17 protein-coding genes are annotated in these 15,303 nt (G+C 30.5%); all 17 read left to right on the top strand.

The window, feature by feature from the left end; all coding sequences use genetic code 11:
• The 17 genes from fliG to B8978_RS02055 all read left to right on the top strand — a co-directional run bounded on the left by fliG (nt 1) and on the right by B8978_RS02055 (nt 15,297).
• On the top strand, nt 1-1,014 hold the full coding sequence (fliG, locus tag B8978_RS02135) for a flagellar motor switch protein FliG (protein ID WP_084113633.1): 1,014 nt from the start codon (nt 1-3) through the stop codon (nt 1,012-1,014).
• Nucleotides 998-1,765, top strand: a complete 768-nt coding sequence (locus tag B8978_RS02130) for a FliH/SctL family protein (protein WP_084113632.1) — start codon at nt 998-1,000, stop codon at nt 1,763-1,765. Before fliG ends, B8978_RS02130 begins: the two co-directional genes overlap by 17 nt.
• An 11-nt stretch (nt 1,766-1,776) precedes the next feature.
• Nucleotides 1,777-3,084: a flagellar protein export ATPase FliI gene (fliI, locus tag B8978_RS02125; protein WP_084113631.1), complete on the top strand. Its 1,308-nt coding sequence runs from the start codon at nt 1,777-1,779 to the stop codon at nt 3,082-3,084.
• Nucleotides 3,085-3,105: 21 nt separating this feature from the next.
• Nucleotides 3,106-3,546: a flagellar export protein FliJ gene (fliJ, locus tag B8978_RS02120; RefSeq protein ID WP_084113630.1), complete on the top strand. Its 441-nt coding sequence runs from the start codon at nt 3,106-3,108 to the stop codon at nt 3,544-3,546.
• A gap of 4 nt (nt 3,547-3,550) precedes the next feature.
• Nucleotides 3,551-5,092: a flagellar hook-length control protein FliK gene (locus B8978_RS02115; protein ID WP_084113629.1), complete on the top strand. Its 1,542-nt coding sequence runs from the start codon at nt 3,551-3,553 to the stop codon at nt 5,090-5,092.
• A 39-nt stretch (nt 5,093-5,131) separates the two neighbouring features.
• The gene (locus B8978_RS02110; RefSeq protein ID WP_084113628.1) at nt 5,132-5,575 is read left to right on the top strand and encodes a flagellar hook capping FlgD N-terminal domain-containing protein; all 444 of its coding nucleotides are present in this window, start codon (nt 5,132-5,134) and stop codon (nt 5,573-5,575) included.
• A 9-nt stretch (nt 5,576-5,584) separates the two neighbouring features.
• A complete protein-coding gene (locus tag B8978_RS02105; RefSeq protein ID WP_084113627.1) occupies nt 5,585-5,974 on the top strand; it encodes a TIGR02530 family flagellar biosynthesis protein in 390 nt (129 codons plus the stop codon).
• Nucleotides 5,975-6,072: 98 nt separating this feature from the next.
• Nucleotides 6,073-7,071 (top strand): flagellar hook-basal body complex protein, encoded by a 999-nt coding sequence (locus B8978_RS02100; protein WP_084113626.1) that lies wholly within the window; start codon nt 6,073-6,075, stop codon nt 7,069-7,071.
• 101 nt (nt 7,072-7,172) lie between these two features.
• Nucleotides 7,173-7,367: a flagellar FlbD family protein gene (locus B8978_RS02095; protein WP_084113625.1), complete on the top strand. Its 195-nt coding sequence runs from the start codon at nt 7,173-7,175 to the stop codon at nt 7,365-7,367.
• Nucleotides 7,368-7,398: 31 nt separating this feature from the next.
• On the top strand, nt 7,399-7,890 hold the full coding sequence (locus B8978_RS02090; protein WP_084113624.1) for a flagellar basal body-associated FliL family protein: 492 nt from the start codon (nt 7,399-7,401) through the stop codon (nt 7,888-7,890).
• A gap of 23 nt (nt 7,891-7,913) precedes the next feature.
• On the top strand, nt 7,914-8,318 hold the full coding sequence (locus tag B8978_RS02085; RefSeq protein ID WP_084113623.1) for a flagellar biosynthetic protein FliO: 405 nt from the start codon (nt 7,914-7,916) through the stop codon (nt 8,316-8,318).
• Between the two features lies 1 nt (nt 8,319).
• On the top strand, nt 8,320-9,078 hold the full coding sequence (fliP, locus tag B8978_RS02080; protein WP_084113622.1) for a flagellar type III secretion system pore protein FliP: 759 nt from the start codon (nt 8,320-8,322) through the stop codon (nt 9,076-9,078).
• Nucleotides 9,079-9,091: 13 nt separating this feature from the next.
• Nucleotides 9,092-9,361 carry a flagellar biosynthesis protein FliQ gene (gene fliQ, locus B8978_RS02075; RefSeq protein WP_084113621.1) on the top strand — a complete coding sequence of 90 codons (270 nt, stop codon included), beginning with the start codon at nt 9,092-9,094 and terminating at the stop codon, nt 9,359-9,361.
• Nucleotides 9,362-9,374: 13 nt separating this feature from the next.
• Complete coding sequence (locus tag B8978_RS02070; protein ID WP_084113620.1) at nt 9,375-11,216, top strand: fused FliR family export protein/FlhB family type III secretion system protein; 1,842 nt, start codon at nt 9,375-9,377, stop codon at nt 11,214-11,216.
• Nucleotides 11,217-11,222: 6 nt separating this feature from the next.
• Nucleotides 11,223-13,292 carry a flagellar biosynthesis protein FlhA gene (gene flhA, locus B8978_RS02065; protein ID WP_084113619.1) on the top strand — a complete coding sequence of 690 codons (2,070 nt, stop codon included), beginning with the start codon at nt 11,223-11,225 and terminating at the stop codon, nt 13,290-13,292.
• A complete protein-coding gene (flhF, locus tag B8978_RS02060) occupies nt 13,292-14,446 on the top strand; it encodes a flagellar biosynthesis GTPase FlhF (RefSeq protein WP_084113618.1) in 1,155 nt (384 codons plus the stop codon). The genes flhA and flhF overlap by 1 nt, the downstream gene beginning before the upstream one ends.
• Nucleotides 14,440-15,297 carry a MinD/ParA family protein gene (locus B8978_RS02055; RefSeq protein ID WP_084113617.1) on the top strand — a complete coding sequence of 286 codons (858 nt, stop codon included), beginning with the start codon at nt 14,440-14,442 and terminating at the stop codon, nt 15,295-15,297. The genes flhF and B8978_RS02055 overlap by 7 nt, the downstream gene beginning before the upstream one ends.
• Nucleotides 15,298-15,303: the final 6 nt, after the last annotated feature.

Genomic DNA, 15,303 nt, shown 5'->3' with positions numbered 1-15,303 from the left:
ATGGCTAGAGATGGAAAATTAAATGGAATACAAAAGGCTGCTATACTTTTTATTACTTTAGGACCTGAAGCATCGGCTGGAATTATTAAAAAGCTTCCAGAAAGAGAAATACAAAAAATCACGTATGAAATTGCTAATATAACTTCTGTTAAGTCAGAAGTAAAAGAAGATATATTAAAAGAATTTATTGAAATGAATAAAGCAAAGGATTATTTGGTTGAAGGTGGAATAGATTACGCTAGAGATTTACTTTCTAAGGCACTTGGAAGTCAAAGAGCAAAGGAAATATTAGATAAGGTTGCAGAAGAAACAGAACAGTATAGACCATTTGCTATTGCAAGAAAAGCGGATGCTCATCAACTTTTAAATGTTATAAATAGTGAACATCCACAAACAATAGCTTTAATATTATGTTATTTACAGGCAGATAAAGCAGGTCAGATTTTATCTTCTTTGCCAGAAGAATTACAAAGTGAAGTTGCGTATAGAATTGCAACTATGAGCAATACCTCTCCGATGGTTATAAAAGAGATAGAGAAGGTTTTAAATAGTAAATTATCTTCTGTTATAAGATCTGATGTTACTGTTATTGGTGGAGTTGAGACCATAGTTGATATATTAAATCAAGTTGATAGAACTACAGAGAAAAACATTACTGAAGGTCTTGAAAAGGAAAGTGCAGAGCTTGCTGAAAAAGTTAAAGAATCTATGTTTGTATTTGAAGATATTATCACATTGGATGATGTTGCAATTCAGAGAGTTCTTAGAGAAGTTGAAAGCAAAGAATTGGCATTGTCACTTAAAGGATGTTCAGAAGAAGTTGCAGATACAATATTCAGAAATCAGTCAAAGAGAGCTGCTGCTTCATTAAAAGAAGATATAGAATTCCTAGGACCAGTAAGGCTTATGGATGTTGAAAAATCCCAACAAAAAATTGTTGCTGTTATTAGAAGATTAGATGAAGCTGGTGAAATAGTATTATCAAGAGGTGGAGAAGATGCTATTATCGTCTAGTGTTATAAAAAATACAAGAACAAGTGAAAAAAATAAGGAAATAATAACAGATAGTAGTGTTGAACTTAAGCAGCAAAGTTTGGGTGATATGGCAGATATATTAAAACAAAGTGACAATGAAATTTTTGAAGGTGTAGAGAAAATTGCTAACACTATAATTGAAAATGCAAAAAAATCAGCAGAGGATCTAAGAGAAAGATCAATAGAAGAAGCCAAAAAGATTCAACAGGATGCCTATGAAGAAGGTTTTTCAAAAGGAAAACAGGAAGGATACAATAAGGCATATGAAGAGACTGTGGAAAAAGGCAAAATTGAAATAGAAAACTATAAATCTTTAGCAGAAGCAAACGCCTCAAATATGATGATAAGCGCAAAATTCAATTATGAGAAATATGTTATTGAGAAGCAAGAAGAAATTAAAAAACTTGCTATTTCAATAGCAAGTCATATTTTAAAAAGAGAAGTTTTAAGTGATGAAGGAATAAATGATATGATTTATAGTGCTGTTGAAGATTCGAAGAACAGTGAGCTAACAGTTATAAAATGTAACCAAGTTCATTATAAAGCTATTTTAGATGCAACAATATTATGGAAACAAAAATTACCGGTATCTGGAGAAATATTTGTTATTGAGGATAACTATATAGATGAAGGACAGGCACTTATCGAAAAAAATAACGGTAAAGTTAAAGTTGGAATAGATATAGGTTTGGAAAAAATTAAAGAAGAACTTTTAAAAAGTGATTTATAGAGGTAATAATTATGATTCCATTAGATTTTGAAGCTTTAACACAAAAAGTAGAAGAATGTAATACTAATTATATTGAAGGTATCGTTAGTAAAATAATTGGACTTACTATAGAAGTTGAAGGTATAAAGGCTTTTGTAGGAGAAGTTTGCAAAATTTATAATGAAAAGAATAGAGAAATAGATTGTGAAGTTGTTGGATTTAAAGAGAAAAATATAATTTTAATGCCATTAGGAGAACTTGCAGGAATATCACCTGGATGCAAAGTGATTCCAATGGGAAAACCACTTAATGTTTTATGTTCCGAAAAATTATTTGGAAAAGTTTTAGATGGACTTGGAAAACCACTTGATGATAGTCTACTTTTAAGTGGAAAAAGTTACAAGCTAGATAGCGAACCACCAGACCCTTTGAAGAGAAGGCGAATTGATTCTGTTATGCCAACAGGAGTAAGAGCTATTGATGGATTTTTAACTTGTGGTGAGGGTCAAAGAGTTGGTATATTTGCTGGAAGTGGTGTTGGAAAAAGCACAACGCTTGGTATGATTGCTAGAGAAGCTAAAGCTGATGTTAATGTCATAGCGTTAATTGGTGAAAGAGGAAGAGAAGTAAGAGATTTTATTGAAAAGGATCTTGGAGAAGAGGGTATGAAAAAGACGATAGTTATTTGTGCAACTTCGGATAAACCTGCTTTAGTTAGAATTAAGGGTGCTTTTACTGCAACAGCTATAGCTGAATATTTTAGAGATCAAGGCAAAAAAGTTGTTCTTATGATGGATTCGGTTACAAGATTTGCTATGGCTCAAAGAGAAGTTGGACTTGCAATTGGAGAGCCTCCTGCAACTAAAGGATATACACCTTCTGTTTTTGCAATGCTTCCAAGACTTATGGAGAGATCAGGAATGTCTGATAAAGGTTCAATAACAGCTTTCTATACCGTTTTAGTTGATGGAGATGATTTTAATGAACCAATAGCCGATGCAGTTAGAGGTATATTAGATGGACACATTGTTTTGTCTAGAGATTTGGCAGCTAAAAATCATTATCCAGCAATAGATATTATGGCTAGCATAAGTAGACTTATGTCTGAAATTGCTGATGATGAACACAAAAAAGCAGCGGCTATAGCAAGAGAGTTATTAGCAACCTATAAAAACTCTGAAGATCTTATAAATTTAGGGGCATATGTTAGAGGTAGCAATAAAAAAATTGATGTAGCAATAAATTATCATGAAAATATAATTGGATATTTAAAACAGGGGATGAATGAAAAATCAGATTTTGAACATAGCATTAATTATTTAAAGGGAATGTTTAATTAGATCGTCTAAGAGAGGTAAATTATGAAAAAATTTGATTTTAAATTACAAAAACTTTTAGATATAAGGGTTAACATAGAAGAAGAGTGTAAAATAAAATTTAAAAGAGCTCAGGATGAAAAATTAATTGCAGAAAAAAATTTAGAAACTTTGAATTCAAATTATTCTAAATACAGTGAAACCAGAAAATTTGGTTCTGTGGTTCAGCAGAAAATAACTCAAGCTTATTTAAATTCAATTGCTATTTGTATAAATGAGGCTGTTGTTGAAATTGATAAGAAAAGTTTGTTTTTAGAAGAAAAGCGAGAAGAATTTAGACAAAAGCAGATTGATAGAAAAACCGTTGAAATTCTAAAGGATAAACAAAAAGAAAAATTTTATAAAGAACAAAACGCTATTGAGCAACGAGCAAATGATGAATTTGCTATATATGGATTTATAAGAAATAAATTTGAAAGGAGGTGAAAAAGTGAGTGATTCAAGTTTAAGTGTTTCAGTAAGTACTCTTGCGTTAGTTTCAAATGGCAATTCTGCTGGTAATATTTCTAATACCAAAAGCACGAACTCCAGTAATGGAAGCACCTTTAGCATTGTCTTACAGGATAAAACTAATACTGATTCTAATGCTAATAGTCAAAGTAACACAGTGACAGGTGCCAATAATAATTTAACTTCTACAAATGTACAAGATGCTGATGTTACAAAGAGTAATAGCGATGTGGGTTATGAAAAGGATCTTCAAGAGATAGAGAATAAGATAAATAAGATGGAAGATGGAAGCCAAAAACTAGATGATAATACCACAGCAGCATTACTTTTGAGTTTACAACAGATATTGAATTCTATTTTAAAAAATTCAAATTCACCTACAGCACAGGATAGTAAAAATTCATCTGAAAGTGTTAGCTCAATTACAATTAGTACAGATATACAGGCTAAGTTAACAGAGCTAGAAAACACATTACAACAAATAATTAATGATTTGACTGCAGCTAACAAACAAGCTACTGCGCAAGTATCTGATAATTCGGCTCTTGATAGTACGTTACAGAATGAAAATCTAAAACAAAACATAAATGATATAAGTTCGTTGATAGAAACAACAAATAATAATTCTGTTGATGAAAATTTTAATCTAGAATCTAAAACAAATGATGTGGTAGATTGTTTGAATTTAATAAATAAAGTTTTAAGCAATGCAAGTTCATCAACAAATAAAAATATAAATAGTGATTTATTGAACAAGTTTAAAACTGAATTTAGCGATATAATTCAAGGATTAAAGGGAAATGTAACTTCTACTGATGGAAATTCTAGCAATTTATTATCAAGTAATAGTTATGCAATTAATTCGCTACTAGATAGTAGTTCTAACCTTAATTCATCAACGTCTGATAATAGTTCTATGAATAGTAATTCATCAGATAAAGATACTGAATTTTTAAATAAACTAATTGACAACAGTGGAAATGATGATAGTAATTATTCAAAAGTCACTAATGTAATTAACCAATTTATTAGAAATAATGATTCAACCAGCAAATTAACCGCAACACAGCTTTCGGATCCACAAATTAGAAGTACTAATTTTGCCCAAGATGTTATTAATAATGTAAAGTACATGGAAAACAACAATATTAAAGACATGACAGTTACTATAACACCAAAAGAACTGGGACAAGTACTTATAAATGTAAGTTCTGAGAATGGAGTTATAAAGGCATCTATAACAGCTACAAATAAAGAAGCCTATAATTTATTAAATTCAAATATTGGAGAAATTAATAAAAATTTAAATTCACAAGACGTTAGAATAAGCAATGTAGATATCAATATTTACAATGGTGATACTACCTTTTTTAAAGGCAATTCAAATTCTGATAAGGATACGAATCAAAATGGCAAAAAACAGAGAACATCAAATGTTGCAGGCGTAGGAAGTATTGCTGATACGGAAGCAGAAAGTATGACAGATTTATACGACAATAATAATGTTAATGCACTAGCATAATTTGTAAGGCATGTAATAAAAGATTTAGGAGGAGATAATATGAGTACTTCAGGTGTAGATCCAACTTCATATACTAGCATGGATCCAACAAATACTTCAAAAGCTTCAACAACAAAAAGTAATAGTCTTGACAAAAATGCATTTATGAAAATATTAATGGCAGAAGTTTCAAATCAGGATCCAACTTCACAAAATAATGATCCTACGCAATACATTAGTCAATTAGCACAGTTTTCATCACTAGAACAAATGACTAATTTAAATAACACCATGACTTTAACGTCAGCTTTAAATTTAATTGGAGCAACTGTTCAACTTAATCAAACTGATAGCAGTGGAAATTATATTTCTGGAGTTGTAAAATCAGTCTCAAAAAATGGTGATGATATAACCTTAAATATGCAAGTAGATGGAAGCTCAACACTTCAAAATTATGATTATAGTAATGTAATAGGTGTTAGTCCAACAAGCAGCACAAAGTAGGTTGTTATAATGGGATATAGAGTAGTAAATGGAACAATTGTTACTGTAAACTCAGTTAATGACCTAAATAACAGTAATACTTCTAAAGGTAAAAAGCAAAATCCTGATTTCTCAAGTGTTTTGAAAAATGAGATAAAAAAAGATGACAGTTTTGTAATTTCAGCTCATGCAGCCGATAGGATTAAGGATAGGGGAATCCAATTAAACAGCGAAGATATGAAGGCCATAAATGAAGGTATTAATAAGGCGGACATAAAGGGCTGTAAGGATTCTGTAATACTTTATAAAAATACTGCATTTTTAACAAGCATTAAAAATAGAACCATTGTTACGGCAGTAGATAGGGATGATTCTAAACAAAATGTTTTTACAAATATCGATAGCGTAGTAATACTTTAGACTGGACCTAATTATAGGAAGTCAAAATTAACTGATTGATAGAGGTTAATTGCAAATATAAAACTAATTAAATTATTTAAATAAATGGAGGTATTTTAATGTTACAATCAATGTATTCTGGAATATCTGGAATGAAAGCAAGTAATCAAGAATTGGACGTAATAAGTAATAATATCGCAAACTCACAAACTACTGCATTTAAAGGATCAAGTGTAACTTTTGAAGATATGTACAATGAAACAATAAAGGAATCTTCTTCGCCTACTGGAAATTTTGGTGGTACAAACATAAGCCAAGTTGGAACAGGTACAAAAATTGAAGCGGTTAATAAAGACATGGGCTCTGGAAGTACACTTACTACAAATAGAGGACTTGATACTGCAATAAGTGGAACTGGATTTTTCATTTTAGGTTCAGGACCAAGCACTACTTCAGTACCAGTAGATAATACTACAACTCATGAAGCAACAGTAACACCAGGCGTATCTCTTAATTATTCAAGAGACGGATCATTCTCTTTAGATTCTAATAACGATCTTGTAAATTCAGGTGGATACAAAGTTATGGGATATGCAGTAAAAAATGCCACAGGTACAAGTATACAGGCAGATGGAAAGACAGTTAACTTTGTTGACGGAAATAAGGCTGTAACGGCTGTTGATACTGCTCTTGTACCATTAATAATACCATCTACAGTTATGGAAGGTGGAGCACCAGAAAAAGTATCAAGTTATGCTATAGATAAAAATGGAGTAATAACAGTAACACTTGCAGACAAAAATGTAGCGGCAATAGGTCAAATAGCTTTGGCATCATTTAATAATGATGCAGGATTAGATGCTGCAGGCAGCAATATGTTCAGTGAATCTACAAATTCAGGAATTGCTACTTTAAAGACAGGAATTAATACAGCATCAACTAATGATAATTCAGGTGCTTATGGAGATATTTTATCAGGTACTCTTGAACAATCAAATGTAGATTTAGCAACAGAATTCACACATATGATTGAAGCTAGTAGATCATTTCAAGCTAATGGTAAGATAATTTCCACAGGAGATGAAATACTCCAAACTATAATAGGATTAAAGCAATAGTTTAAAATCACAATAATTAAAAGTGTAGGTTAATTTTTAAAATTAACTCTACACTTTAATTAAAGAAATATTGACTTATGGTTTGAGGGAGGGAAAAATAATTGATTAAACTTACAGGATTAAACCACAAAGAAGTGATAATTAATTCTATTGCTATAGAAAAAATAGAAGAAGTACCTGAAACAGTTATAACGCTTTTAAATGGAAATAAGTATTTAGTAGAGGAATCACCAGATGAAGTTATAGATAAAATAATAGCTTTTAAAAAAAGAATAAATGATACTAAATATCTATAACATTATTTTGTTTAGAGGGAGTGACATATAAATGAGTGAGAAGAACAAGAAAGAAAAAAAAGGCGGAGTTCCAATAATAGTTGTAATATTACTTTTAGTAATAATTATACTGGGTGGTGCTTTTGGAGCGTACATGTTACTTTTCAATAAAAGTTCAAGTAAAACTGCTAATAACACTGCTAATACTGTAACGGTAGATTCCACTGAGCAGGCAACTTTATCTTTAGATGAAACTATAATAAATTTAGCGGATACAGATTCACAAAGATATGTAAAAGTAAAAGTTTCTTTTGGTTACGATTCTACAAATAGTAAACTTACAGCTGAAGTTACAAGTACAGATGCAGATAAAAAACCTATTTTTGCGGATTCTGTTATAAGTATTCTAAGAAACAAAAAATCTACTGACCTAACAGGAAAAAACTTAGATGCTATTAAGCAAGAAATTTTAAATACTGTCAATCCGTATTTAAAAAATGGAAAATTTTCAAATGTATATTTTGATGAATTAGTTGTTCAATAAGTAATGTCGAGGGTGGTAAAAAGATGCTGGACACATTTTCAATTATAGTAAAACTTATAGTTGCACTTTTAATTATTTTACCATTAATATATTTAAGTTTAAAATATGGTGGAAATAGATTACAGGGCATTCAAAATGGAAGTTTTATGAAGTTATTAGAGAGGCTTCAAATTTCAAAAGAAAATAGTCTTCTGGTAATAAAGATTGGTGAAAAAGGATATGTATTCTCCAGTACTGGAGATAAAATTGAAATTATTATGGAGTTAACAAAAGAGCAGATTTTTGAAATTGAACAATCAAAGAAGATAAAGCAATACAAAAACATGAGTGAATTTCTTAATGATTTCAAAGTTAAAATGAATTTTAATGATAAAAGTAATGCATTAAAATCGTTTAAAAATAAGCTTAAGATTAAAAAGGAAGATTAGTATGAAAAAGAAGGCATGTATAGTAGCTACTTTAATTTTATTAAGTGTATTTTTTATGGGACATAATGTACAAGCTGCAACTAACAGTGTACCATCATTGAATGTGTCATTAAATAATTCTTCTACTCCAACTGATTATGTTAATGATATAAAGATACTTATTATGATGACAGTTTTAACACTGCTTCCATCAATAATAATAATGACAACAAGTTTTACTAGAATAGTTGTTGTATTTGGATTTCTAAAAAGTGCATTAGGTACTCAAAATGCACCACCAAGTCAAGTTATAATTGGATTATCATTATTTTTAACATTTTTTATAATGACACCAACAGTAACGGCCATTAATACTAATGCAGTTCAACCATATATTAACAATAAAATAACTCAAGAGCAGGCCATAACAGCTGGAGAGAAGCCGTTAAAAGATTTTATGCTAAAGCAAACAAGGCAAAAAGATTTAAAGCTTTTTATGGAGGCTGCTAAGAATGATCCTAAAACTCCAACAGATAAAATACCAATGCATGTTGTGATTCCAGCATTTATAATAAGTGAACTTAAAACAGCATTTATAATAGGATTTTTATTGTATATACCATTTATAATAATAGATTTTGTTGTAGCAAGTATATTAATGTCTATGGGTATGTTTATGGTTTCACCAGCAATGATTTCGTTACCTTTTAAGTTGCTTTTATTTGTTATGGTAGATGGTTGGTACATGATTGTTAAATCACTTATTCTAAGTTTCTCATGAGGAGGAAAATTAAATGACAGAAAATATGCTATTAGGAATATTAAAAGATGGAATTACAACAGGATTAATGGTAGCTGCGCCGTTTTTAATTGTGGCTGTAATTGTTGGATTAATCATAAGTATATTTCAAGCTACAACACAAATTCAGGAGCAAACCCTAACATTTGTTCCTAAACTTTTGGCTATTGCGGTGATTGGAATTTTAACGTCCACATGGATGCTTCATATGATGACTGGTCTTACAGATAGAATATTTGATACAATTTCAAATATAACTAGATAGGTGTGATTATTAAATGATTAATGTATCATATGTTTCTGCATTATTTTTAGTATTTCTAAGAGTAATTACTTTTTTTATTGCAGTGCAAGTTATATTCCCAAATGGTCTACCTAATACAGTAAAAATTATGTTTTCACTAGCGATTTCATATTTTGTTGTTTCTAATGTTAATTATTCGGATATTTCAGCTATTAATAACCAATTAATTTACGCACAAAAATGTATCTTTGAAGTGTTAACCGGTCTTGTTTTAGGTTATTTAACAAATCTAGTATTTATGTGTGCAAGAATTGCTGGTCAATTAATAGATGTTCAAATTGGATTCTCAATGGTAACATTGTTTGATCCAACTGCAAATGTTAATACTACACTTATTGAAAGATTAATGCAGATGTTTAGTGTGGTAATATTTTTCATAATTGATGGACATTTGGTGCTTATACAATCACTTATTGATAGCTTTAGTGTTATTCATTTGGGCAATTTTGTATTAGGTGATGGGTCAGCAATGTATGCTTTAAATGCATTTATTCAATTTTTTCAAATAGCTATAAGAATAGCAATTCCAGTAATAATTATACTGGTAATTACGGATATTGTATTAGGTCTTGTTTCTAGAACTGTACCACAATTGAATGTAATGATTTTGGGACTGCCAATAAAGGTTTTGATGGGAATGTTTGTATTTATGCTTACACTTCCAATTATGATAAATCTGATTATACATGGATATAGTTTGCTACCAGATTTATGGAAGGGATTTTACAAAATATTACCGGCCATAATAATATTTGCAGATGGCGATAAGACTGAAAATGCTACTCCAAAGAAAAAGAGTGATGCAAGGAAAAAAGGCCAGACTGCAAAAAGTAAAGAAGTTCCATTAGCCATTACACTTTTAACTTCGGCTATTATTTTTTATACTTTAGGAAATTCTGCATATAATCAAGTAAGAAATATGATGATTACATATTTTAGTGGCTATATGTTAAATGTTAAAGGCTTCAATGCCTATACAATTCAAAAAATACTGTTTTTTGCTTTAAAAAATGTAGGTATAGTTTTTTTAATGTTTGCAGTTCCTATTATGATTATGGGTATAGCAGCTAATTTTCTTCAATCTGGTTTTATATTTTCAACAGAATCACTTAAACCAGATTTAAAAAAATTAAATCCAATTTCAGGATTTAAGAAGATGTTTTCAATTAGAACTTTGGTTGATTTAGTAAAGGATATAGCGCTTGTATCAGTAGTAGGATATGTAGGATATAAATTTATAATTGGAAATTTTGATAAATTTTTAGGTATAGATACTTTGAATTTTGATGTCATACCTGGCGTAGTAAAAGGCTTATTTATGTCAATACTGCTAAAGATTACTCTTATTATGGTAATTATAGCAATTTCAGATTATATATATCAGAGATATATGTTTAATAAAGATCTTAAAATGACAAAACAAGAAGTCAAGGATGAATTCAAACAGGATGAAGGAGATCCGCAAGTAAAGTCAAAAAGAAAGCAAAAAATGAGAGAAATGTCAATGCGTAGAATGATGTCAAATGTTCCTGATGCAACAGTAGTAGTCACTAACCCAACACATATAGCTGTGGCATTAAAATATACGGAGGGTGAAAGTAGTGCGCCTATTGTAATAGCAAAAGGTGCTGATAGACTAGCTCTTAAAATAAAGGAAGTAGCAAAAGAAAATGAGGTTGCAATAGTTGAAAACAAGCCATTAGCTAGGCTTATGTACAATGAGGTTGAAATTGACGAAGAAATACCAATGGACATGTATCAAGCTGTTGCTGAAATATTGGCTATAGTATTTAAGATGAAAAAAGGTAAAGGATGAATGTAGATGAACAATGACAAGAAAAAAAATTATAGTATAAAGAATAATTGGGATGTTGTTGTAGCATTTGGTGTAATGGCAATAGTATTAATGATAATAATACCATTACCTACCACTTTAATTGATATTCTGATTGTAACTAATATGACAATAGCAATAATTATACTCTTAACAACTTTGTTTACTACTGATGTTTTGCAGTTATCTATATTCCCTACATTGCTTTTAATCACAACTTTGTTTAGAGTTGGACTTAACGTGTCTTCTACAAGGTTAATATTAAGCCAAGCTAATGCAGGAGAAGTAATAAGTGCATTTGGAAACTTTGTTGTAAATGGAAACTATGTAGTTGGTATTATAATATTTTTGATTATTATAGTAGTTCAATTTGTAGTAATAACAAGTGGTGCTGGAAGAGTTGCAGAGGTGTCTGCTAGGTTTACATTAGATGCAATGCCTGGTAAACAGATGAGTATTGACGCAGATCTTAATGCAGGTCTTCTTGATGATATGCAAGCTAAAGAAAGAAGAAAAAATCTTCAAAGGGAAGCTGATTTCTATGGAGCAATGGATGGTGCTTCTAAATTTGTTAAAGGTGATGCTATAGCCAGCATTGTAATAGTTATGATAAATATTATTGCTGGTATTATAATAGGCGTTCTCCAACTTAACATGTCTGCAGGGGATGCAGCACAGACATATGTTAGACTTACAATTGGAGATGGTCTTGTAAGCCAGATTCCTGCACTTTTAATATCTATTGCAACAGGTATTATTGTAACACGATCAGGAAACGAAAAAGATTTTGGAAATGAATTAGTTGGACAGTTAACTGCCTTTCCAAAGGTCTTGTTTATAGCTTCTAGTGTATTATTTTTACTTGGACTTTTATCCGGTTTTCCACATTTAGTGTTTATGGTTTTATCTGCTTCATGTGGACTCGCAGCTTATTTACTTTTTAGAGAAGAGAAAAATAAAATAATACAAAAAGAGGAACATAAAAATAATGAAATTGCAGAAATGGAAGGTAAAGAACCAGAAAATGTTATGAACCTTGTTTCTGTTGAACCGATGGAAATAGAAATAGGTTATGGTTTAATTCCACTTGCGGATGAAACATCAGGAGGAGATTTACTTCAAAGGATTGCTTCGGTTAGAAGACAATGTGCAATTGAAATGGGTATAGTGGTTCAGCCTATAAGAATAAGAGATAACTTACAACTAAAGACAAATGAATATGTTGTTAAAATTAGAGGAACAATAGTTCAAAAGGGTGAATTAATGCCAAGTATGCTTCTATCTATGGATTCAACTGGTGAAAGTGAAGAAATTCAAGGAATAAAGACGATTGAACCAACATTTGGACTTCCAGCAGTATGGATAAATAAGGATCAAAGAGAAGAGGCGGAGATAAAGGGCTTTACAGTTGTTGATCCAACTACGGTAATGGTAACTCATTTAACAGAAACTATAAAACTTCATTCATATGAACTTTTAGGAAGGCAAGAAGTAAAAGGAATTATAGATTCAATGAAAGAAAGATATAGTGCTGTAGTTGAAGAACTTATACCAGATCTTATGACCATTGGTGAAGTTCAAAAAGTTCTACAAAATCTTTTGAAAGAGAAAGTGCCAATTAAGGATATGGTCACTATATTAGAAACACTTGCAGATAACTCTAGAAACTCTAAAGATATTGAACTTCTTACTGAGTATGTCAGGATAGCGCTTGGAAGAACAATATGTAATCCTCTTGTTGGAGAGGACAATAAATTAGTTGTTGCAACTTTTGCACCAGATGTAGAAAATGTGATTGCTAATAATATACAAAAATCTATGCAAGGATCTTTTCCAGCGGTAGATCCAGAAACTACATCAAAAATTTTAGATTCAATAAAAAATGTCTTAAGTTCAATTTATTTTCCTGAGAATCAACCTGCAATTTTGGTTTCTCCTAAGATAAGACCAGCAGTAAGAAAACTTTTAGAGATGGTATTTCCTCATGTTTCTGTGTTGTCTTTAAATGAAGTACCTAATGAAGTTGAGATAAAAGCTGAAGGAGTTGTTAACATCTAATGATTATAAAGAAATATGTAGTTAATAGCATGAATGAAGCAATGACTAGAATTAGGTATGAACTTGGAAATGATGCTGTTATTATAAGCCAAAGAAAGATAAGAAAAAAAGGCATTAAAGGTATCTTTTCTAAAAAAGCAATTGAGGTTACAGCCGCAATAGATGATAAAAATAAAAACAACAATTTCAACAATATAGACATAAGTGATAGCATAGAAGCTATCAAAAAAGCTATGAATTTAGAAAAAAAACCTCTCACAAAAGTAATTCAGGAAAAAAATATTGACAATGGTAAAAAAAGCAATGAGAGTGTAAAAAATTCAGATTATTTAATTAATGAAATGAAAGAAATGAAAAACATATTAAGTAATATTGCAAGTACAGGAATAAGTTCAAATGGTAAAAGTGATTTACATGAAAAACTTGAAGGTTTAGATTTAAACTCAGAAATAGTTGAAGACATAATAAGTAGAATTAGACTTGACAAAAGAGAAGTAGATGAAAATGAGAAAATTAAAGAAGCATTGAATTGTGTTGTTAGTGTAACTAAACCTAAAAATGAGAAAATAATAGTTTTAGTGGGACCAACAGGCGTTGGAAAAACTACAACTATTGCAAAGCTTGCAGGTAGATTATCTTTGATTGAAAAAAAGAAAGTTGGTCTTATAACTGTAGATACATATAGGATTGGAGCAGTAGAACAATTAAAAACTTATGCAGATATTATGAACATTCCATTTGATGTGGTTTTTTCAATTAAGGATATGGAAAAAACAATAGAAAACATGAAAAATTGTGATGTGATTTTAGTAGATACTACAGGAAGAAGTAGTAAAAACGTAATGCAGATTTCTGAACTAAGAGCATTTGTAGAAAAGACAAATTCTAAGGATATTCACCTTGTTATAAGTGCATCTACCAAAAATAGCGATATTAAGACAATAGTTGAGGGATATAGAGTTTTGAATTATAATAGTCTTATAATAACAAAACTAGATGAGACTTCTACCTATGGTTCATTAATAAATATAATAAATTATGCACAAAAACCGTTAAGCTATGTAACAACTGGTCAAAATGTTCCAGATGATATTAGATGTCTAAATTGTGATGAGGTGACAAACCTTGTTATGGGAGTTGAAACTGTATGTTAGATCAAGCTCAAAGGCTTAGGCAAATGGCTGCCAGTAATAAATTAGATGAAAAAAAAAGTTGTCCCAAAATAATTACAGTTACATCGGGAAAAGGTGGAGTTGGGAAAAGCAATTTTGTAGTAAATTTAGGCTTGACTCTACAAAAAAATGACAAAAAAGTTTTGATTTTTGATGCTGATGTGGGTATGGGAAATGATGACGTATTACTGGGGGTTTTACCTAAATACAATGTATTTGATGTCATATTTAATGATAAAGATATTAAAGATGTAATTGTTACTGGTCAATATGGAATTAAACTTTTACCAGGTGGTTCAGGGATGACAAGAATTAATGAGATTACTAATGTCCAAAGAAACAAATTTTTAGAGAAACTTTCAGCACTTGAGAATTTAGACTATATATTAATGGATACAGGGGCAGGTATAAATAGAAGTGTATTAGGCTTCATTGCTTGTTGCGATGAACTTATAATACTTACAACGCCAGAACCAACCTCTCTAATGGATGCATATAGTCTTATAAAGGCAGTGGTGCATTTTAAGATTAAATCAAAAGCTAAGGTAGTTATAAATAGAACTTTAGACAAAAGTGAGGGCCAGGAAACTTATGAAAAATTTAAAAACGCAGTTAAAACATTTCTTAAAATTGATGTAGAGTATATTGGAAGCGTATCAGAGGATAAAAAGTTAGTTCAAGCAGTTAGATCACAAAAACCATTTGTAATAAGCAGCCCCAATTGTGAAGCTGCTGAGGATATAATTAAAATAGCAAATAAACTTCAAGGAATTGAAAGCAAAGGTACAAGTGTCCAAGGACTATTTAAAAAGATATTTAACATATTTTCGTAAGGGGTT

Source organism: Clostridium acidisoli DSM 12555, from assembly GCF_900176305.1.
Lineage (GTDB): Bacteria > Bacillota > Clostridia > Clostridiales > Clostridiaceae > Clostridium_I > Clostridium_I acidisoli.
The sequence above is the reverse complement of the archived record's forward strand: the minus strand, read 5'-3'. Positions and strand labels throughout refer to the sequence as shown.